General features: G+C 60.9%; 17 protein-coding genes and 1 pseudogene. 10 read left to right on the top strand and 8 right to left on the bottom strand.

The window, feature by feature from the left end; all coding sequences use genetic code 11:
- Position 1 precedes the first annotated feature (1 nt).
- The 3 genes from H8B20_RS22965 to H8B20_RS22955 all read left to right on the top strand — a co-directional run bounded on the left by H8B20_RS22965 (position 2) and on the right by H8B20_RS22955 (position 4,185).
- The gene (locus H8B20_RS22965) at positions 2-568 is read left to right on the top strand and encodes an RNA polymerase sigma factor (RefSeq protein ID WP_210624722.1); all 567 of its coding nucleotides are present in this window, start codon (positions 2-4) and stop codon (positions 566-568) included.
- A complete protein-coding gene (locus H8B20_RS22960; RefSeq protein ID WP_210624721.1) occupies positions 565-1,554 on the top strand; it encodes a FecR family protein in 990 nt (329 codons plus the stop codon). The genes H8B20_RS22965 and H8B20_RS22960 overlap by 4 nt, the downstream gene beginning before the upstream one ends.
- A 201-nt stretch (positions 1,555-1,755) precedes the next feature.
- The gene (locus H8B20_RS22955; protein ID WP_210624720.1) at positions 1,756-4,185 is read left to right on the top strand and encodes a TonB-dependent siderophore receptor; all 2,430 of its coding nucleotides are present in this window, start codon (positions 1,756-1,758) and stop codon (positions 4,183-4,185) included.
- Between the two features lie 95 nt (positions 4,186-4,280).
- On the opposite strand, the gene H8B20_RS22950 is transcribed toward H8B20_RS22955, so the two are convergent.
- Positions 4,281-5,156 carry an AraC family transcriptional regulator gene (locus tag H8B20_RS22950; RefSeq protein WP_210624719.1) on the bottom strand — a complete coding sequence of 292 codons (876 nt, stop codon included), beginning with the start codon at positions 5,154-5,156 and terminating at the stop codon, positions 4,281-4,283.
- A gap of 139 nt (positions 5,157-5,295) precedes the next feature.
- Here H8B20_RS22950 and H8B20_RS22945 point away from each other — a divergent pair, with 139 nt between their 5' ends.
- On the top strand, positions 5,296-6,198 hold the full coding sequence (locus tag H8B20_RS22945) for a DMT family transporter (RefSeq protein ID WP_042557733.1): 903 nt from the start codon (positions 5,296-5,298) through the stop codon (positions 6,196-6,198).
- 113 nt (positions 6,199-6,311) lie between these two features.
- Here the strand turns inward: H8B20_RS22945 and H8B20_RS22940 are convergent, their stop codons facing one another.
- The 3 genes from H8B20_RS22940 to H8B20_RS22930 all read right to left on the bottom strand — a co-directional run bounded on the left by H8B20_RS22940 (position 6,312) and on the right by H8B20_RS22930 (position 9,692).
- Positions 6,312-7,286, bottom strand: a complete 975-nt coding sequence (locus tag H8B20_RS22940) for a 2-hydroxyacid dehydrogenase (protein ID WP_210624718.1) — start codon at positions 7,284-7,286, stop codon at positions 6,312-6,314.
- A 682-nt stretch (positions 7,287-7,968) separates the two neighbouring features.
- On the bottom strand, positions 7,969-8,343 hold the full coding sequence (locus H8B20_RS22935; protein ID WP_210624717.1) for a DUF6124 family protein: 375 nt from the start codon (positions 8,341-8,343) through the stop codon (positions 7,969-7,971).
- Between the two features lie 380 nt (positions 8,344-8,723).
- Entirely contained in the window at positions 8,724-9,692 is a 969-nt protein-coding gene (locus tag H8B20_RS22930) for a LysR family transcriptional regulator (protein WP_150594981.1), read from the bottom strand.
- Between the two features lie 280 nt (positions 9,693-9,972).
- On the opposite strand from H8B20_RS22930, the gene H8B20_RS22925 reads away from it, so the two are divergent.
- From H8B20_RS22925 to H8B20_RS22910, 4 genes are all read left to right on the top strand, one after another.
- Positions 9,973-11,472 carry an efflux transporter outer membrane subunit gene (locus tag H8B20_RS22925; RefSeq protein ID WP_210624716.1) on the top strand — a complete coding sequence of 500 codons (1,500 nt, stop codon included), beginning with the start codon at positions 9,973-9,975 and terminating at the stop codon, positions 11,470-11,472.
- Positions 11,473-11,614: 142 nt separating this feature from the next.
- Complete coding sequence (locus H8B20_RS22920) at positions 11,615-13,807, top strand: FUSC family protein (protein ID WP_210624715.1); 2,193 nt, start codon at positions 11,615-11,617, stop codon at positions 13,805-13,807.
- Positions 13,797-13,997 (top strand): DUF1656 domain-containing protein, encoded by a 201-nt coding sequence (locus H8B20_RS22915; RefSeq protein ID WP_042557739.1) that lies wholly within the window; start codon positions 13,797-13,799, stop codon positions 13,995-13,997. Before H8B20_RS22920 ends, H8B20_RS22915 begins: the two co-directional genes overlap by 11 nt.
- A gap of 10 nt (positions 13,998-14,007) precedes the next feature.
- Entirely contained in the window at positions 14,008-14,874 is an 867-nt protein-coding gene (locus H8B20_RS22910) for an efflux RND transporter periplasmic adaptor subunit (protein ID WP_210624714.1), read from the top strand.
- A 144-nt stretch (positions 14,875-15,018) separates the two neighbouring features.
- Here the strand turns inward: H8B20_RS22910 and H8B20_RS22905 are convergent, their stop codons facing one another.
- Positions 15,019-15,417 carry a DUF4440 domain-containing protein gene (locus H8B20_RS22905; protein ID WP_210624713.1) on the bottom strand — a complete coding sequence of 133 codons (399 nt, stop codon included), beginning with the start codon at positions 15,415-15,417 and terminating at the stop codon, positions 15,019-15,021.
- Entirely contained in the window at positions 15,414-16,784 is a 1,371-nt protein-coding gene (locus H8B20_RS22900) for an MFS transporter (protein ID WP_210624712.1), read from the bottom strand. Before H8B20_RS22900 ends, H8B20_RS22905 begins: the two co-directional genes overlap by 4 nt.
- Positions 16,785-16,893: 109 nt before the next feature.
- On the opposite strand from H8B20_RS22900, the gene H8B20_RS22895 reads away from it, so the two are divergent.
- The gene (locus tag H8B20_RS22895; RefSeq protein WP_042557743.1) at positions 16,894-17,775 is read left to right on the top strand and encodes a LysR family transcriptional regulator; all 882 of its coding nucleotides are present in this window, start codon (positions 16,894-16,896) and stop codon (positions 17,773-17,775) included.
- A gap of 26 nt (positions 17,776-17,801) precedes the next feature.
- Here H8B20_RS22895 and H8B20_RS22890 read toward each other — a convergent pair whose 3' ends face one another.
- Positions 17,802-18,626 (bottom strand): SDR family oxidoreductase, encoded by an 825-nt coding sequence (locus H8B20_RS22890; RefSeq protein ID WP_210624711.1) that lies wholly within the window; start codon positions 18,624-18,626, stop codon positions 17,802-17,804.
- A 36-nt stretch (positions 18,627-18,662) separates the two neighbouring features.
- Positions 18,663-19,127 carry a hypothetical protein gene (locus H8B20_RS22885; RefSeq protein WP_042557745.1) on the bottom strand — a complete coding sequence of 155 codons (465 nt, stop codon included), beginning with the start codon at positions 19,125-19,127 and terminating at the stop codon, positions 18,663-18,665.
- A 130-nt stretch (positions 19,128-19,257) separates the two neighbouring features.
- Here H8B20_RS22885 and H8B20_RS22880 point away from each other — a divergent pair.
- Positions 19,258-20,860, top strand: a pseudogene (locus H8B20_RS22880) (RHS repeat domain-containing protein); the annotation flags it as partial.
- Positions 20,861-21,108 lie beyond the last annotated feature (248 nt).

Genomic DNA, 21,108 nt, shown 5'->3' with positions numbered 1-21,108 from the left:
CGTGCTGATCGGTCATCCCCCGGAATCGCGCGACGACGAGCCGCTTGGCGCGCGTGCGCATTTTCTTCAGGTGTTCCTCTCCCAGCGTTCACAGATGGAAGCGCTGGTGAGCCGCCGCGTTGGCTGCCGGGCGACGGCGGCGGATCTGGTGCAGGATCTGTTTTTGCGTTTCTGGCGCCGGCCGCTGGTACAGGTCGAAGAACTCAGCACCTACCTGTTGCGCTGCGCCGGCAACATCGCCATCGACCATTTGCGCAGTGAAGGCACGCGGGTGCGCGTCAACGAAGGCTGGCAACCCGACGAGCCGGATAGCCACGGCAGCGAACCACAAGCAGCGCTCGAAGCCGGTAATGATCTGCGCCATGTCGAAGCGGCATTGCGCGCCTTGCCCGAACGCACCCGGCAGATCTTTTTGCTCAATCGAATATACGGCCGCAAGTACGCGGACATCGCCAAAGCCATGGGCCTGTCCCAAAGCGCCGTGGAAAAACATATGATGCGCGCCCTCGAGGCCTGCAAGGCCAGCCTGCGCGAACCCGCGCCACGCACGCCAGGGAAAGCACCGTGAAGCACACCGACCGCGTCACTCCGACGCCCGCCCAGGAACAGGCCGCTTTTGCCTGGCTGAGCCTGTTGCATGATCGGCCCAGCGCAGGGGATCAACTCACGTTCAGCCAATGGCTGCGCGCCGACCCCGCCCATGCCGAGGCTTACGCCCAGGCGCAGGTAATCTGGGAGTTGAGTGAAGGCCCGGCGAAAACGTTGGCGGATGAAGAGGCTTTCGCGCTGCAAGGCTATCTCAACGCCATGGATCGCCCGCGTCGTCCGCCGCTCTTGCGCTGGTCCGGCGGGTTGGCAATGGCCGCGTGTCTGTTGTTGATGATCAGCTTCGGAACGGGCTGGCAACCGCAGCGTTGGCTGGATGATCTCAATGCCGACTATGTTTCTGCACCGGGCGAAGTCCGCACCGTAACCCTCGCCGATCAATCGCAAGTGACGCTGGACGCCGACAGTGCCATTGCCGTGGATTTCAGCCAGGGCAAGCGCCATGTGCAGTTGCGTCGCGGCGCCGGGTTTTTCAGCGTCACGCACACGGGCGATCCATTTGTGGTCGAGGCCGAGAAGGGCCAGGCGCGGGTGCTTGGGACGCAATTCGAAGTGCGTCTGCAACCCCATGGGGCGCAGGTGACGGTGTTGTCCGGGCGCGTCGGCGTGACGGCCGATCAAGGGGGCGAGCAGCAGATTCTCACCGCCGGCCAGCAAGTGGCTTACGGTGATGGGACGGCGGTAAAACTGCATGCCGTGGACAGCGAGGCGCAACTGGCCTGGCGCCAGGGCTGGCTGACTTACTACAAATCGACGCTGGCGGATGTGGTGCAGGATCTTCGCCGCTATTACCCGGGGCGCATTGTCTTGCTCAACGATGAGCTGGCGGCGCGCAGGGTCAGCGGCAGTTTTCCGAGCAAGGATCCGCAGGCAGTGCTCAATTCCCTGCAAGGCGTCTTGGGGTTTGAGCAGCATCGGGTTTTGGGGCAGATGATTATTTTGCGCTGACAACAAAGTCAAAAGATCGCAGCCTTCGGCAGCTCCTACAGGGTGTACGCACATCTACTGTAGGAGCTGCCGAAGGCTGCGATCTCTTGATCTTGAAAATAATTTCAAAATTGTAGTGAGGTAAACCCGAGCCCCATCCGTGTAGTGACTGAAACTGCGAGTCATTCGCATCCGTTGCGGTTCTACACAGGTCATTGAGCAATGAAGTCCAGGGCAAAATCGGGTTCGGTCAAACAATGGTTGGGCGTTTCGGCGTTAAGTTTTTCGGCATTGGCGCTGTTGCCGATGAGCGTCGCGCTCGGCGCTGAAACCGTCAGCAGCCAGGCGCAAAAGCAATTCAATTTCGCATTGGTTGCCAAACCGTTGCCGCAAGCCCTGAGCGACTTCAGCCGTGTCACCGGGCAAAGCGTGGTCTACACCGATGAAGCGCCGTACGGCCTCACCGCGCCAGCCGTCAATGGACAGATGAATGCAGAACAAGCGCTGCAACGCCTGCTTGCCGGTTCCGGCCTGAGCTTTCGCCGCACCGACAGTCACACCCTGGCACTTGAGCCGCAGCCCACCGAAGGCGCGCTGAATCTGGGCGCCACCACCATCACCTCGATGCGCGATGAGTCGACGAGTTACCAGCCGCCGCCAACCAGTTCGGTGATGCGTTCCTCGGCCTCGCTTCAGGAAATCCCGCAGACCGTCAATGTCATCCCGGCGCAGGTCATTCGCGATCAGTCGCCACGCAATCTCGACGACGCGCTGGCTAACGTCAGCGGCATCACCCAGGGCAACACGCTGGGCAGCACCCAGGATTCGGTGATGACCCGCGGCTTCGGTGATAACCGCAACGGCTCGATCATGCGCGACGGCATGCCGATCGTGCAGGGGCGTGGCATGAACGCCACGGTCGATCGCGTCGAAGTGCTCAAAGGCCCGGCTTCTTTGTTGTACGGCATTCAGGACCCGGGCGGCGTGGTCAATCTGGTCAGCAAGAAACCTGAACTGACGCAATACAACGCCTTGACCTACACCGGGTCGACCTACGGCGACGGCAAGAACGGCAGCGGCGGCACCTTCGACAGCACGGGCGCACTGGGCGATTCTGGGCTGGCCTATCGCATGGTGGTGGATCATGTCGACGAAGATTATTGGCGCAACTTCGGCACTCATCGGGAAACGTTGATCGCCCCTTCGCTGGCCTGGTATGGCGAACGTACCCAGCTGTTATTCGCTTATGAACATCGCGAGTTTCTCACCCCGTTCGACCGTGGCACGCTGATCGATCCGCGCACCAATCACCCGCTGGACATCTCGCGCAAGCAGCGTCTTGACGAGCCGTTCAACGACATGGAAGGGCGTTCGGATCTGTATCACTTCGAAGCCGATCACGAACTCAACGACGACTGGAAAGCCCACTTCGGCTACAGCTGGAACCGCGAAACCTACGACGCCAGCCAGGTCCGCGTGACCGCCATAAACACCCAAAACGGCACGCTGACCCGCAACATGGACGGCACCCACGGCGCGATCAGCACCGACCGTTTCACCACCGCCAGCCTTGAAGGCAAAGTCAACATGCTGGGCATGCAGCATGACCTGGTGTTCGGCGTCGATGACGAGTACCGCAAGATCTACCGCGCCGACCTGATCCGCCAGAAAAGCCTGAGCACCTTCAGCTACACCAGCCCGGTGTATGGGCGTGAAGTCGAGGGCTCCACGGTCAGCGCCGCCGACAGCGCACAGACCGATGAACTGCGCAGCGACTCGGTCTTTTTGCAGGACTCCATCCACCTCAACGACCAGTGGATTCTGGTCGCCGGCGGGCGTTTTCAGGAATACGACCAGTACGCCGGCAAAGGCGTGCCGTTCAAGGCCAACACCGACAGCAACGGGCAAAAGTGGGTGCCGCGCGCCGGTCTGGTGTATCGCTATACCGACGAGTTGTCGTTCTATGGCAGCTACACCGAATCGTTCAAACCCAACTCGACCATCGCCCCGCTGAGCGGCAGCAGCACCGTGCTCGACGGCAGCATCGCGCCGGAAGAAGCGAAGTCGTGGGAGCTGGGTGCGCGGCTGGACATGCCGGGGCGCATCACTGGCAATATCGCGCTGTTCGACATCAAGAAACGCAACGTGCTGGTGGCCAATTCCGAAGGCCCGACGACGATTTACAGCGCGGCCGGTGAAGTGCGCTCCCGGGGTCTGGAAGTGGACCTGACCGGGCAGTTGAGCGACCGCTGGAGCATGATCGGCAGCTACGCCTACACCGATGCCGAAGTTACCGAAGACCCGGAATACAAGGGCAAGCGTTTGCAAAACGTGGCGAAGAACAGCGGCTCATTGTCGGCGGTGTATGACTTCGGCAGCGTGATCGGCGGCGATCAGTTGCGCGTTGGCGCCGGGGCGCGCTACGTCGGTGAGCGGGCGGGTAACGCGGTGAATGATTTCGATCTGCCGAGCTACACCGTGGCCGACGCTTTCGCCACTTACGACACCAAAATCGAAGGGCAGAAGGTCAAGTTCCAGCTCAACGTGAAGAACCTGTTCGACCGCACTTATTACACCTCGTCGGCGAGCCGGTTCTTTGTGTCGATGGGGGATTCGCGGCAGGTTTCGTTGTCCAGCACACTAGAATTTTGACGTGCCTGCAAAAGATCGCAGCCTTCGGCAGCTCCTACAGGGGAATGCATTTCAAATGTAGGAGCTGCCGAAGGCTGCGATCTTTTGATCTTGCTCTAACGCAAAAATGCCTGCCGATACTCGCCGGGCGTCCCACCCAACACCTGCTTGAAACGATTGGTGAAATGACTCGCACTGGCAAACCCGCACGCCAGAGCAATCTCTCCCAGCGGCAACGCCGTCCCGCGCAACAACTCCCGCGCCCGACTCAAGCGCCGGGCCAGCACGTATTGATGCGGCGGCAGCCCGAAGCTCATGCGAAACATTCGCGCAAAGTGATACTCCGACAACGCGCACAAACCGGCCAGTTGCCCGAGGCTGATCGGCTCGGCCAACTGACTGTCGATGAAGTCCACCAGTTGCCGGCGCTGGTGCGGTGCCAGCCCACCCTTGAGGCGCAAACCCTGACGCACACCGACCTGACTGAGCAAGGTGTGGCTGATCAATTCATGGGCAATGCTGCTGGTCAGCAAACGTTCGGCCGGCTCGTCCCAGTTCAGGTTCAGCAATTGCCGAAAGCGCTGCGCCTGCTGCGGGTCTTCGAGGAAGGTCTGTTCGCGCAGTTGCATCTCGCGCGGCTCGCGATCGAGCAACGTCACGCAACCGAGGGCAAATTGTTCGGCGCTGAAATACAGGTGCGCCAGGCGGATATCGCCATTGATCACCCAGCCTGATTCGTGATCCGCCGGCAGGATGCACAGCTTGTCCGGCCCGCCCTTGTGGCCCGGCTGACCGCGACGAAACGTGCCAGTGCCACCGGCGATATAGCACGAGAGGGTGTGATGGCTCGGCGCTTCGTATTCCTGGGCGTCGTGGTGATTGGTCCACAGGGCCGCAGACAAACCGTCACCGAGCTCCGCGCTGTGCACAAGGCATGCGTTCGGCGAGCGGTTAAGTGCCTGGAAGACTTGCAGGTTTTCGATGGCGGCCATGATCGGTTCTCTTCAACGACTTGCATCCTACTCCGTCGCCCTCGCGCTGCCAGCCAGTCGGCCGACAAAAGCGCAAGTTTATGCAAGCGCGGTCTCCAGGCCGCAGCGGACACTGAAAATCAATTGAGGAGTGTCCGTCATGAACCTGTCGTTGTATCTGCTGACCGTGCTGATCTGGGGCACCACCTGGATTGCCTTGAAATGGCAATTGGGCGTGGTGGAGATTCCCGTGTCGATCGTCTATCGCTTTGGCCTGGCCGCGCTGGTGCTGTTTGCGCTGTTGCTGCTCAGCCGACGGTTGCAACCGATGAACCGGCGCGGGCACCTGATCTGCGTGGCGCAGGGCGTGTGTCTGTTCTGCGTCAACTTCATGTGCTTTTTGACCGCCAGCCAATGGATTCCCAGCGGTCTGGTGGCGGTGGTGTTTTCCACCGCCACCTTATGGAATGCGCTCAATGCACGGGTGTTCTTCGGTCAGCGCATTGCCCGCAATGTGCTGATGGGTGGGGGATTGGGGTTGTTCGGCCTGGGCCTGTTGTTCTGGCCGGAACTGGCCGGCCATCAGGCTACGCCGCAAACCTTGCTCGGTCTTGGCCTGGCACTGTGCGGTACGTTGTGTTTCTCGGCGGGTAACATGCTCTCGAGCCTGCAACAGAAGGCCGGGCTCAAACCGCTGACCACCAACGCCTGGGGCATGGCTTACGGTGCCGCGATGCTGTCGGTGTGGTGTCTGGTCAAAGGCATCCCGTTCGAAATGGACTGGAGCCCGCGATATGTCGGTGCGTTGTTGTACCTGGTGATTCCCGGCTCAGTGATCGGCTTCACCGCCTACCTGACGTTGGTCGGGCGAATGGGGCCCGAACGTGCAGCGTATTGCACAGTGCTGTTCCCGGTGGTGGCGTTGAACGTTTCGGCATTTGCCGAAGGTTATCAATGGACGGCGCCGGCGCTGGCGGGCCTGGTATTGGTGATGCTGGGCAATGTGCTGGTGTTTCGCAAACCACGCACATCCGTATTACCGAGCCAGGGCAAACTGGCCTGAAACCCGTGAGCGCTGCGCGTTCAGCGCTCAACTTTTATGGGGTCGGTCAGGTTGCAAGTCAGGTGTTTCGGGAAAATGAACGGGCAAGTGCTGCAGAGCACTCGCCCTGTTTTCTATCCGCGCCAGACCTGCGGGTTGACCAGATCCTGCGGGCGTTCGCCGAGCAGCGCGCTGCGCAGGTTGGCGAGGGCGCGATTGGCCATGGCTTCGCGGGTTTCATGGGTGGCCGAGCCGATGTGCGGCAAGGTCACGGCGTTTTTCAGCTGGAACAATGGCGATTCGGCCAGCGGTTCTTTTTCGTAGACGTCGAGGCCGGCACCGCGGATGCGGTTGTTTTGCAGCGCCTCGATCAGTGCCGGTTCATCGACCACCGGGCCACGGGAAATGTTGACCAGAATCGCGCTCTGCTTCATCAGGGCCAGTTCACGATGGCTGATCAGGTGGCGGGTCTTGTCACTGAGTGGCACCACCAGGCAGACGAAGTCGGCTTCGGCCAGGAGTTGGTCGAGGCTGCGAAATTGTGCGCCGAGTTCTTGCTCAAGCTCGGTCTTGCGGCTGTTGCCGCTGTAGATGATCGGCATGTTGAAACCGAACCGACCCCGGCGGGCGACGGCGGCGCCGATGTTGCCCATGCCGACGATGCCGAGGGTTTTGCCGTGGACGTCACAGCCGAACAGCGGGGCGCCGACGCTGGCTTGCCATTGGCCGGCCTTGGTCCAGGCGTCGAGTTCGGCGACGCGGCGAGCGCTGCTCATGATCAGGGTGAAGGCGAGGTCGGCGGTGCTTTCAGTGAGCACGTCCGGGGTGTTGGTGAGCATGATCCCGCGTTCGTTGAAGTAGTCGAGGTCGTAGTTGTCGTAGCCGACCGACACGCTTGAGACCACTTCGAGTTTGGCGGCGGTTTCGAGTTGGGCCTTGCCGAGTTTGCGGCCGACGCCGATGAGGCCATGGGCGTGGGGCAGGGCTTCGTTGAATTGGGCGTTGAGGTCACCGGCCTTCGGGTTGGGGACGATGACGTCGAACTCTTGTTGCAGGCGTTCGATCATGGCTGGGGTGATGCGGCTGAAGGCCAGGACTGTTTTTTTCATCGTTTTTGGCTCTTGTTCGGGCTTGATGCCAAGCAAGCTAACATTTTTGTTTTGGGGTGTCTTGGCGGCCTCTGGGCCGACCAGGGTTTGGTGGGTGGGGTGAATATCCGGTTTGTTTGTGATGGCGGCTTGAGGTTTCGCCCTTACGGCGACTTACTTTTTTTACAAACGCCTAAAAAAAGTAAGCAAAAAAACGCTTGCTCCTACGTGCGGCCCGCTCGCTGGGGCTCGGGGTGCCTTCGCTCCGGGATCGATCCGGGGGCATCGCTTCCGGTTTGCTTCGCTGCACCTCCTTTCGATGTGTTTGGCTGCGCCAAACGGTCGCTGCGCTCCCACCCCCGGATCAATCCCTCCGCTCAGCCTTCCGACGTCGCCCGTGGATCAAGATCAAGAGCTGCAGCCGAGCTAACGCTCATCCTGTTGAGTGGGGCGGCATTCGCCGCGTGCGGGTTGTCCTTGCCTCCTTTGTAGGAGCTGCCGAAGGCTGCGATCTTTTGATCTTGCTGTTGCTTTTGTGTGGAGTTGGCCTGCCAGCGATGGCGGCCTGACAGCCGATCGATTTTTAGCAGGTTGTATGCGATTCACATTGTGGGAGTGAGCCAGCTCGCGATGACGGTGTGTCAGGCACCTACGATGTTGAATGTGAGCCTGCAATCGCGAGCAGGCTCACTCCTGCAAGGGGTCAGCTGTGTGGCGCGGGTTGGGGGATGTCGACGTTATCCAGGACGCGATTCACCGCTAGTTCCGCCAGCATGATGATCTGCTGAATCGCCAGAATCGTCCGGCGCTGCGGAAGGTCGACGTACGCAGCAATGTCACTGGTCATGAGGCTGGCTTGTGCCAGTGATTCGCAGGCGTGGACCAGCAGGCTTTCGTTGTCTTGATCGGGCGCGACCTGGAACATGGTGCTGGGTTTGTGGAAGCGCAGGGTCAGGGCATTGGGTTTGAGGTAGTGGTCGAGGGCGCGCTCGGCGGCTTCGTGGAATTTCTTCGAATCGGGGGATTCGTAGGGGGAGGTGTTGTCGATTTCTGGTGGGTTTGGTGTCGGCTTTTTCAAGGTGAAACTCCATTCGGGATGTGGAGTTCGCCAGACGCTGCGACCAAGCAGAAGGGTGGCGAACCGTACGCGGGTTGGTCGACCAGGGAATGGAAACCCGGCAGGGCCGAGGCCCTCCCACGCACAGCTCGCCATTAAGCAAGCTTGAAAAGTGCGCCATTCTAAACCCGGACGACCAAGTCCGGTCGCTGATTCGTCAGCGACACCCAAAGCCTATCCACCGCACTTCCGACGGACAACCTTCAAAACACGTCGGAAACTTCCGCGAAAACCCCGAAATGTAGGAGCTGCCGTAGGCTGCGATCTTTTGATTTTTAAACTTCAAGGTCAAAAGATCGCAGCCTTCGGCAGCTCCTACAGGTTTCACGGTGTGTTGAAAATCAGTTGGCGACTCGGGCTCCGGCGAGGCTGCCGCTGAGTTCGTAGGCGGCCAGTTCCGCCTGATGCGCTGCGAGAATTTCCGGCAGCGAGCCGCGCAGATACTCGACCCAGGTCTTGATCTTCGCATCCAGGTATTGGCGCGACGGGTAGATCGCGTACAGGTTCAGTTCCTGCGAGCGGTAGTTCGGCATCACCCGCACCAGCGTGCCGTTGCGCAGGCCTTCGATGGCGGCGTACACAGGCAGCACGCCGACGCCCATGCCGCTGATGATTGCGGTTTTCATCGCGTCGGCGGAGTTCACCAGGAATGGCGAGCTGTTGATGGTGACCATTTCCTGACCTTCCGGGCCGTCGAACGCCCATTTCTCCAGCGGGATCACCGGGCTGACCAGGCGCAGGCAGGCGTGGTTGAGCAGGTCGCTGGGCTTTTGCGCACAGCCGTTGGCTTTCACGTAGGCCGGTGAGGCGCAAACGATGCTGTAGGTGATGCCCAGGCGCTGCGAGACAAAGCCCGAGTCCGGCAGTTCGCGTGCCAGGACGATGGAGACGTCGTAGCCTTCATCGAGCAGGTCTGGCACGCGGTTGGCCATGGTCAGGTCGAAGGTCACGTCGGGGTGTGTCTTGCGATAGCGGGCGATGGCGTCGATGACGAAGTGCTGGCCGATGCCGGTCATGGTGTGCACTTTCAGCTGTCCAGCCGGGCGGGCGTGGGCTTGGCTGGCTTCTGCCTCCGCTTCTTCGACGTAGGCGAGGATCTGTTCGCAACGCAGCAGATAACGCTTGCCGGCCTCGGTCAGGGCGATGCGCCGGGTCGTGCGGTTGAGCAGTCGGGTTTGCAGGTGGGCTTCCAGGTTGGAGACCGCGCGCGAAACGTTGGCGGTGGTGGTGTCGAGTTGCACGGCGGCGGCGGTGAAGCTGCCGGCTTCGGCCACGCAACTGAAGGCGCGCATGTTTTGCAAAGTGTCCATGGGGTGCTCTCAAGGCAGATGGCAAATTGTGACACGAAGTTTCGGGGTCGAAACCCCCGACCAAGGGATTATCTCGTTAACGGTAACAAAGATTCACAGGATTCCCAGCTTATCGCGGCCAAGGCGCCCACCTAGAATTGCGCCGTTCCCTGTAGTAGCTGCCGCAGGCTGCGATCTTTTGATTTTGTTTTAAGGGATCAAGATCAAAAGATCGCAACCTGCGGCAGCTCCTACAGAGTGAGTAAGCCCCGCCATATCCCCTTCTCAGGAATTCGCAGCTGTGCCGCGTCGCATCAACAGAGCGCTTTTGCCGCTCAGTGTTCTGGCTTTCGCCCTGGGTCTCAGCGGCTGCTTATCAACCGAAGGTATTTCCCCGCAGGGCAAGGCACTGCAAGCCAATGCACTGGCCACCGACGACGCCATCGCCCACGCCGCCCGTGACGCCAATTGGCCCGCCGCACAATGGTGGCAAGCCTACGGCGACCCGCAACTGAACCGCTGGATCGACCTCGCCATACAAGGCAGCCCGAGCATGGCCATGGCCGCCGCGCGGGTGCGTCAGGCCAAAGCCATGGCCGGTGTCGCTGAAGCGGCCGAGTCATTGCAGATCAATGGCGAGTCGACCCTCAAGCGCCACAACTGGCCGACTGATCAGTTCTACGGCCCGGGCGAGCTGGCCAATACCACCACTTGGGACAACAACGCCGCGCTGGGTTTCAGCTACGCCCTCGACCTTTGGGGCCGCGAAAGCAATACCAGCGAACGGGCGGTGGATCTGGCGCACATGAGCGTTGCCGAGGCGCGGTTGGCGCAGTTGGAGTTGCAGAACAACATCGTGCGCGCCTACATCGCGCTGTCGCTGCATTACGCCCAGCGCGACATCGTCGCGGCCACGCTTGCGCAGCAACAGCAGATTCTCGATCTGGCGCAAAAGCGTCTGGACGGCGGGATTGGCACGCACTTTGAAGTCAGCCAGGCGCAAACGCCGTTGCCGGAGACCCATCGGCAACTCGATGTGCTGGACGAAGAGATCGCCCTCAGTCGCAATCAGCTCGCCGCACTGGCAGGCAAAGGGCCGGGGGCGGGTGCGCAATTGCAGCGGCCGACGCTGTCCCTTGGTGCGGCGCTGAAGCTGCCTTCGGCACTGCCCGCGCAATTGCTCGGTCAGCGTCCGGATGTGGTCGCCAGCCGCTGGCAAGTGGCGGCGCAGGCGCGTGGCATCGATGTGGCGCACGCCGGTTTTTATCCCAACGTCGACCTGGTCGGCAGCCTCGGTTTCATGGCCACTGGCGGTGGGGCGCTGGAGTTTTTGACCGGCAAGAAACTCAATTACAACGTGGGCCCGGCAATCTCGTTACCGATTTTCGATGGCGGGCGACTGCGTGCCGAACTGGGTGAAGCGTCGGCCGGTTATGACATCGCTGTGGCGCATTACAACCAGACACTGGTGAATGCGCTCAAGAATATTTCCGACCAGTTGATTCGCCGTGAGTCGATGGACAAGCAGCAAGGGTTCGCCGCCGAATCCGTGGCCACCGCGCAGAAGACTTACGACATCGCGATGATCGCTTATCAGCGCGGCCTCACCGATTACCTCAACGTGCTCAACGCACAAACGTTGCTGTTCAAACAGCAGCAAGTGCAACAGCAGGTGCAGGCGGCGCGGTTGAGTGCGCATGCGGAGTTGGTGACGGCGCTGGGTGGTGGGCTGGGTGCGGGGAATGACGTGCCGAGTGCCGAAAAAACCCAAGCCCCGAAAACCCCGACGCTCCTGCATTGAACACACGACCCAATGTGGGAGCGAGCCTGCTCGCGAAAGCGGTTTATCAGTCGACATCAACGTTGAATATGAAAACGCATTCGCGAGCAGGCTCGCTCTCACAGGTTCTGCGACCAGACCGAATCTCATTGAGCATATTTGAATGACTTCCTTGCCCGCACCTCTGCGCTGGCTCTACTCCCTGGAATGGCGCCGCGGTTTTTTTGACTGGGCGCGCAGCGATGGCGTGACCTGGGTTTATATCTTCAAGGTGTTGCTCGCCGCGTTCCTGACCCTGTGGCTGGCCATGCGTCTGGAATTGCCGCAACCGCGCACGGCGATGATCACCGTGTTCATCGTCATGCAGCCGCAAAGCGGGCAGGTTTTCGCCAAGAGTTTCTATCGCTTTCTGGGCACGCTGGCCGGCTCGGCGATGATGGTCACGTTGATCGCGCTGTTTGCGCAGAACACCGAACTGTTCCTCGGCTCGCTGGCGATCTGGGTCGGCATCTGCTCGGCGGGTGCCGCGCGTTGCCGTAACTTCCGCGCCTATGGATTCGTGCTGGCGGGTTACACCGCCGCAATGGTCGGGTTGCCGGCGCTGGCGCACCCCGACGGCGCGTTTATGGCCGCTGTGTGGCGGGTTTTGGAGATCTCACTGGGGATTCTCTGCGCCACCGTGGTCAGCGCCGCGATCCTGCCGCAAACCGCCAGCGCGGCGATGCGCAACGCTTTGTATCAGCGTTTCGGCGTATTCGCGCTGTTCGTCACCGATGGCTTGCGCGGGCGTAGCAAAACCGAATCCTTTGAGGCGACCAACGTACGCTTCATTGCCGAAGCGGTGGGGCTGGAAGGGCTGCGCAGCGTGACCGTGTTCGAAGACCCGCACATGCGCCGGCGCAATGGTCGCCTCAGCCGTTTGAACAGTGAGTTCATGGGCATCACCACGCGCTTCAACGCCCTGCACCAGTTGCTTGAACGCCTGCGCGGCAATGGCGAGGAACACGTCGTGGCGGCAATCAGGCCGGGTCTGCAGGATTTGGCCGAAGTGCTCGACAGCTTCAGCGGTCGTGCCCTGACCAGTCCCGATGCCGCACGCCTGGCGACGGCGCTTGCGACCTATAAAGAAGACCTGCCGGCGCGGGTGCGTAGCCTGCGCGCGACGTTTCAGGAGAGTGAGCCTAGCGACGCCGAGCAACTGGATTTCCACACCGCTTACGAGTTGCTCTATCGCTTCGTCGATGACCTGCACAGTTATGCACAGACCCACGCGTCCTTGGCCGATCATCGCCACGAACGCGAGCGTTGGGACGAGCCGTTCACCCCGCAAACCAACTGGTGGGCAGCGGCGGCGTCGGGGATTCGCGCCTCGTTCATCCTGATCGTGCTGGGCAGTTATTGGGTGGCCACCGCTTGGCCGAGCGGCGCGACCATGACCCTGATTGCCGCCGCCACGGTGGGCCTGTCCGCCGCTACGCCGAACCCGAAACGCATGGCATTCCAGATGGCGTGCGGGACGTTCCTCGGCGCGCTGATCGGCTTCTTCGAGATGTTTTTCATCTTCCCGTGGATCGACGGTTTTCCATTGCTGTGCGTGATGCTCGCGCCGGTGATCGTGCTCGGCTCGTTTCTTACGTCGCGGCCACAATACGCCGGTGTCGGTCTCGGCTTGCTGATCTTCTTCAGCACCGGTTCCGTGCCGGACAACCTGACGGTCTACAACCCGTACACCTTCATCAATGACTACATCGCCATGGTCATCGGCATGCTGGTCTGCGCGGCTGCCGGGGCGATTATTCTGCCGCCGAACAGCCGCTGGTTGTGGCAACGGCTGGAGCAGGATCTGCGCGGGCAAGTGGTCTACGCCATCAGCGGCAAACTCAAAGGGCTGGCCTCGAGTTTCGAAAGCCGGACCCGCGATCTGCTGCATCAGGCCTACGGTCTGGCGGCCGGTGAGCCGAAGGTGCAAAAGAGTCTGCTGCGCTGGATGTTCGTGGTGCTTGAAGTCGGCCACGCCATCATCGAGTTGCGCAAGGAACAGGCGATTCTGCCGGTGCATCCGGCGTACGCCGAGTCGCAGCCGTGGCGTCAGGCAATCCGCGTTATGGGCCGTGCACTGGTGCGTCTGTTTCTGTACCCCAACGCCAGCAATCTGGAGCGCGCACTGGTCGCGGTTGACCACGCGATCAGTCGTGTCGCGGCCACCGATGAACCGTTCGCGCCGCACTTCGATACCTCGGCGTTGCGTCGGGTGAAGAGCTATCTGCACTTTATCCGCACGTCCTTGCTCGACCCGCAATCACCGCTTGCCATGCTCGCACCCGCCAAGCCCGAAGGACTTGCCCATGCCTCGTGAAATCGCCTTCCACGGCGTGTACATGCCAACCATGACCCTGATGTTTTTCATCGCCGCGGCCTTGGCCTGGGCGGTGGACCGGTTCTTGTCGGGGTTCGATCTGTACCGCTTCTTCTGGCACCCGGCGCTGCTGCGCCTGAGTCTGTTTACCTGTCTGTTCGGCGCGATGTCGCTGACTGTCTACCGTTGAGAACGTCCTGATGAAAAAGTTTTTCAGCCTGCTTGCGACGCTGCTGGTGCTGGCCCTTGCGCTGTGGATCGGTCGGACCTTGTGGGTGCATTACATGGACACGCCGTGGACCCGCGACGGCCGGGTGCGGGCGGACATCATCAACGTCGCCGCCGACGTCACCGGTGAAGTGGTGAACGTGCCGGTGCGCGACAACCAATTGGTGAAGAAGGGCGATTTGCTGATGCAGATCGACCCGGAGCATTACCGCATCGCGGTGAAACAGGCGCAGTCGCTGGTCGCTTCACGCAAGTCGACATGGGAGATGCGCAAGGTCAACGCGCATCGTCGCGCCGACATGGATGCGCTGGTGATCTCCAGGGAAAACCGCGACGACGCCAGCAACATCGCAGACGCCGCACTGGCCGATTATCAGCACGCGCAAGCGCAACTGGAAGCCGCCGAACTCAACCTCAAACGCACGCAAGTGCGCGCGGCGGTGGACGGCTATGTGACCAACCTCAATGTGCATCGCGGCGACTACGCGCGCATCGGCGAGGCAAAAATGGCCGTGGTCGACATGAACTCGTTCTGGGTTTACGGCTTCTTCGAAGAAACCAAACTGCCGCACGTGCGCGTCGGCGACAAGGCCGACATGCAACTGATGAGCGGCGAAGTGTTGAAGGGCCATGTGGAAAGTATTTCCCGCGGCATCTACGACCGCGACAACCCTGAAAGCCGCGAGCTGATTGCCGATGTGAATCCGACGTTCAATTGGGTCCGGTTGGCGCAGCGGGTGCCGGTGCGCATTCACATCGATGAAGTGCCGGAGGGTGTGCTGTTGGCGGCGGGGATTACTTGTACGGTTGTGGTCAAGCAGGACAGTGTGGATAACTGAGGCAGACCGAGTCGCGGCCATCGCGGGCAAGCCCGCTCCCACAGAGTCTGTCGTGTACAAGATTTTTGAGAGCGCCGCAAAACCTGTGGGAGCGGGCTTGCCCGCGATGCAGACGCCTCGGTCCTGCAAGAAAATGCCGAACGTCTAAACCCCGCAAAACGTCTCCTGCAAATGCACCCAGACCAGCCGCCCGGAATCGAGTTTTTCAAACACGACCGTCGAGCGCCGGTCCGTGTGCAACCCACTCGCATCCGTCTGCTGCTCTCGATAACTCAGCGTCGCGCCACGTTCATGCAACGCAATCCCGTGCAGTTGGCTGAGCTTAATCCTGAACCCGTTCTTCTTGCCGCCAGCCATTTGAAACAGCCCCTGCAAGGCTTCGAAATCAAGCACTCGACCCAGCGGCGTAATCATTGAAAACCGGGGTGAAAAGCGTGTCAGTAATCGCTCCAGAGCGGTCTCGTCCTCTGCCACGGCAAACCATCGCTCGATGGCCTCGTGAGCCTCCATCACTTCGGCAAAGTAGTCAGAGTAGTCAGTCATGTGGATTTTTCCTGAAGGGCAGGTGAGTTCAGCAGCGCGAGCACTTTGCTCGCATCGAAACGCAGCACGGCGGCCATCGGCAAGAGCGTGAGCAGCGCGGCGGCGAGAAAGCAGTATTTGAAACCGTTGGCGCCCAAGGCGCCCAGCAATGAACTGAGCAGCGCCGCACCGAGGCAGAAACCGAGCTGGCGATTGATGTTCCAGAGGGCGCTGGAGTGGCCCATTTTTTCCGCGCTCATGCCGACAAACGCCAGGGTCTGCGCGGTGACGCTGCACAGGCTGCCGCCCAGGCCCATCAGCGCATAGGCGATGATCAACGGGCCGGCTGCGGGTTGTTCGATCTGCATCAGCGTGACAATGCCCAGGCTTTGCAACAGCATGCCCGCGATCAGCAGCGGCTTGGGACCGACTCGGTTGAAACTGCGTTTGCCCAGCATGATCGCCAGTCCCGAAGCCGCCGCCCAGGACAGCATCAGTGCACCGGTTTGCGCCGCGCCGAAACCGAGGTCGTGCAGGTACAGCACGGCAAGCATGTTGGTGCCGGTAAAGATGCCCGGCACAAACAGGTAGATCAGCATGGCCAGACGCAATGACGGGTTCTTGATCAGTTGCAGGTCAAGCACCGCACCAGGTTTTCGCCAGCCATCGCGCACGTACACGCACAAGGTTATGGCGCTGAGCAGCAGCACGGCGCCAGCCAGGTGGCGGGTTGCGGTTGCGCTTGCCAGGCTTACGGCAATCAGCAACAGGCTCAGGGCCGACACGGCCAACAGCAGGCCGCGTGCGTCCAGTGTCGGTCGTTCGCGGGTGGGTTGGTCGGGCTTCAACCAAAGCAGGCCGAGTCCGAACGCCAGCAGCGCCATCGGCATGTTCAGGTAAAAAATCCAGCGCCACGACAGCGCTTGAACAATCAGTCCACCGGCCGCCGGCGACAAGGCCGGCACCATCAGCGCCACCAGCAGCACCACACCGGTGAAGTGCGCGCGCTGCGTCGCAGGAAACTCTCGATAGGCCAAGGCCTGACCGACCGGCAGCAGCAACCCGCCCCCCAGCCCTTGCAGCAACCGCCAGCCGATCAGGCTCTCAATCGAGCCGGCTTGGGCCACCAGTCCGGACGCGATGGCGAACACCAGCAACGAGCCAAGGATCAGCCGGCGCTCGCCGACGCGTGCCGCCAGCCAAACGCTCATCGGAATGATCAGCGTCAGCCCGAGCATGTAGGCGTTGGTGATCCACGCCAGTTGCGTCACCGAGGCGTGCAACTGACGGGCGATGTCCGGGTAGGCAATGCTGGCGGCGAACATGTTGAGCAGATCGAGGGCGAACCCCAGCAGATACACCAGCGCGACTTTTGAGCGGTAGGCCATGGCGACTTCCCTGTGATGAGGCGTGCAGGGTAGGGCGCTTCTGGCGATAGGAAAACGCTGGTTTGGCTGCTAGTTTGTCAAAATAATTTTGACAAGGAGCGCCGTGTACATGGTCAGCCTGGACCGTTTTGACACTTTTAAAGCCGTGGTCGAGGCCGGGTCGTTGACCGCTGCCGCCGATACGCTTGGGCAGACGCGAGCGGTGGTGAGCTTCAACCTCAAACGGCTGGAAGAGGAGCTGGGCGTCACGTTGCTCACCCGCAACACCCGGCAACTGGCGCTGACCGATGCCGGCGAGCGCTTCTATCGGCGCTGTTTGCGCACACTGGATGAAGCGCGACTGGCGATCGAGGAGGCCCGTTCCGAGCACTCACAGCTAAAGGGCACGTTGCGCATCACCACCACCGTGGAATTTGCTCTGGCGCAGGTGGTGCCGGCGCTGGAAGTGTTCCGTCAGCAGCAGCCGCAATTGAATATTCACCTGTCCACCTCCTCGACCCACGCGGATCTGATCTCTGAACGTTTTGATCTGGCGATTCGCCTCGGGCGCATGCACGATTCCAATCTGCGCGCGGTGCAGTTGTCGACGTTCGAGGTGTTTGCAGTGGCGGCGCCGGCGTTGGTCGAGCAGTTTGCTCCCGTCAGCACTCTGGCAGTGCTGGAGTCGATGCCGACACTGGGGCATGGGCGCGTACCGGAAATGACGGTCACCGACCCGGCTGGCAGCGAGCATTTCTATCAGCCAAAACCGGGGACGACCGCGATCGTCGCGGACAACTCGGCAACGCTGCGGGCATTTGCATTGACCGGGCAGGGCGTGGCCATTCTGCCGCAGTGGCTGATCCAGGAAGATCTCGACGCCGGACGGTTACAGCGCTTGTTGGCGGACTACCGTTTTGCTCAGCAAGGCGTGTACGCGCTGTACCCGGACACCCGGCATTTGCCGCTTAAAGTGCGGGCGTTCATTGATTTCATGAAGGGCTGGGGTTGAGATTTCGCGATGGGCTCAACCCGGTCTCAGAGTTGCCCACGCAAGCCGAACCGCTTCATCAACGTCGATTCCAGCAAACCTTTTGGCAGTAAAGCCGCCAGCATCGGCAATGCCCGGCTGCCATTGCCGATGCGGATCAACCGCGGCGGTTTGCTTTGTTGCACAGCCTTCAGCAATTGCGCCGCAAATTCGCTGGCCGGCGTCGGTTTGTCCTGCGACGCCTTGGCCCTTGCGCGAATGCCTTCACGCAAGGGAAACCACGGTGACTGCTCGTTGATCAACTGCTCGGCCTCATGCCCGGCATTCTTTGCGAAACTCGACTGAATCGCCCCAGGCTGGACTTCCATCACGCGGATGCCGAACGGTGCCAGCTCCATACGCAAAGCGTCGCTCAAGGCATGTACGGCGGCTTTCGAGGCGCAGTAGGCACCCGCGAATGGCGTGACCAGAACACCGGACACACTGCCAATATTCACGACAAGCCCTTTGCCCCGGCGCAGCACCGGAAACAGTGCGCGGGTGACGCCGACAATCGAGAAAACGTTGGTTTCGAATTGACGCTGCATGGCGGGCACGCCGCCGTCGAGCAGCGGGCCCATGGCGCCGTAACCGGCATTGTTGATCAGCACATCGAGGCCGCCGTGTTGCTGATTGATTCGCTCGCCGAGTTGCTCCAGTGCCGCGCCGTCATTGACGTCGAGCTGCACCGCGATAAACCCGGCTGATGTCAGCGCGGCGACATCTTCAGACTTGCGCGCGGTGGCCCAGACTTCGTAACCGGCGCTTGCGAAAACATCCGCCAGGGCGCGGCCGATGCCGCTGGAACAACCGGTGATCAACGCAACAGGCATGGCGCGTTCCTTGTGCAAAACGGTGGGGGAAGGGGATCAGTCGGAGAAGCTGCCCTGCAATCGCTCGGCGCGAAACTCCAGGGTTTGTGGGCGATAACCGGGCCGCAGGGGCGGCATCGGCAGGCAATCTTCCCAACTGCCGCCAGCCTGCAATTCGCCGGGGCCGCGATAGCGTGGCGCGGTGTACTGGTTATCGGCCAGATTGACGGTATCGCCCGGTGCATAGGCCGCGATGCGCCAGCGCAGTTCGGTCAGCGGGACGTCGTTGCCGTTGTTCATCTTCAGTTGCAGCGGTCGATCTGCCGGGCATTGTTCGGGCGCATAGCTGATGCGCAGTTCCAGACGTGCCAGTTGCTTGACCTCGCGGTTGTCCAGCCACACCACCCACATCGCCACCAGCGCGAGACCGACAGCCGCTGCGACCGAAACCGGTAAAGCCTTGGCGGGGTAGCGCAGCAACAGGATCAGCCAGGTGATGACCAGCAGGACGCCGATGAACATGTTTGAACGCTCCTTGAACTCTTGCACACCATCCTACCTAAGGGACGCCCCAATAGACATTCGTTGCGAAAGCGAATGCACCGTTGGTCGGAACTGTAATTTCTGACAGTAGGCATTCATGCCGTCCGACCAGTGGGATCCACGTTTATGGTCGCTGCACATGAGCGATCCGCAGACCGGCGAATATGACCTCGGTGTATTTGCTGAACGGCCAGGTGCTGCGCTCGGACAGCGTTGATGCCGGCATGCAGATCGCCTTGCACGGTGTGGGGGCGCACGTGCTGTTCGATTGGGACAGTCGTGGCACTCGTCGCGAAATACAACACGATCTGATGCTGCGTCCGTTGGCGGTGTTTGAAGAAGGCGACTCGCAACCTCGGCTATGCGTCGAGTGTTTCATGTATGGCCAGCCCGATACGGCTGACCCGACCCGCAACCAGCTCGGCCAGTTGCTTCGCCATGATGATCCGGCGGGCAGTCTGTTGTTCGAAAGCTTTTCCATCAGCGGCCAATGCAGCGAAAACAATCGACATTTCACTCTGGATCCCGTTCTCCCGGACTGGCCCGAGCCGATTGATGAACGGGCACGGTTGCTGGAGCCCGGCGAGGGCGCAATGACCCGATGGCGTTTCGGTCCACAGGGCCAGGTGATCGAACAGGTCGACGCACGGGGCAATCGGCATTTCAGCGAGTTCACCCTCGATGGCCGTCTACGCGCCAGTCATCTGCAGCTGAAACATCAAACCGGGCCGCAAACGCTGGTTTCTGACATAGCCCACAACGCTGACGGACAAATCACGCAGGAGTTGGCGGGCAACGGGGTGCTGACAGCACTGAGCTATCGGCCCGAAGATGGTCGCCTGCTTGAGCGCAGCGCTGTAAAGGCCAACGGCGCGGCGTTGCAGCTCCTTCGCTACGAATATGACCGGGTGGGCAATGTGCTGAGCATTGAGGACAAGGCTCTGCCGATTCGTTATTTCGCCAATCAGCGTATCGACCCCGTCAGCCGGTTTACGTACGACAGTCTGTACCAACTGAGCGAGGCAACCGGGTGGGAGGCGGGGGCCGCGAGTCAGGGGCCTGAGTCTCTGGATCGAAATGATCCGGCGGCGTCGAGCAATTACCGCCAGAGCTATCGCTACGACGAATCCGGCAATCTGCTGGAGCTGACGCATGTGGGCGCGCGCCAGCTTGTCGCCGCGCGGCTTAGCAATCGCTGCGGCGTTCGATCCCCGTGGAAATCTGCGGGCGCTGGAAGCAGGGCGCTCGTTGACGTGGGATCTGCGTAATGAGTTGCAGTCGGTCACGCCGGTGGAGCGGGCCATTGGGCTCAATGACATCGAGCAATACGTTTACGACGGTGGCGGACAGCGCGTGCGCAAGACGCGTTCATTGCAGACAAACTCTCGCGGCGTCGTCGAAGTACGCTATTTACCGGGACTGGAATTGCGCAGTGTCAGTTGCGGCGCAGCACAACTGTAAGTAATCAGCGCCGAGGGCGGCCTCAATTCCGTGCAGGTTTTGCATTGGGACAGTGCACCACCGACTGGCGCCAACGACTTCTATCGGTATAGCCATACTGATCATTTGGGCTCGACCAGTCTGGAGCTGGGCGAGGATGCCCGCACCATCAGTCAGGAAACGGTTCACCCGTTTGGCGAGACGGCGTGGAGCAAGGACAGCGAAGTCAGTTACAAAACCTTCGTTATCCGGGTAAAGAACGGGATGCGACTCCCACGAGAGCATGGGCAGCGCGTCTGATGAGAGCTCATTCAGCCCTCGTACACTTGCGCATTACAAGAATGCAGTGAACACAGCCTTGGAAAAACTGGGTAATAGTCCGGCAACGTCGCCGCGAAAACGTGCAGATGCCTGCATCGGTCAAGTAAAAGTCCGGCAAAACTTTGCTCGGCGCAACGCAGATTCGCTGTCTGTATTCGCCATGAAGTTCCGACGTTGAGTTGTTGATGGAGCACGGAGC

Source organism: Pseudomonas sp. P42 (assembly GCF_017973755.1).
GTDB classification, from domain to species: Bacteria; Pseudomonadota; Gammaproteobacteria; order Pseudomonadales; family Pseudomonadaceae; genus Aquipseudomonas; species Aquipseudomonas iridis.
This window is presented reverse-complemented; position numbering and strand designations above follow the sequence as displayed.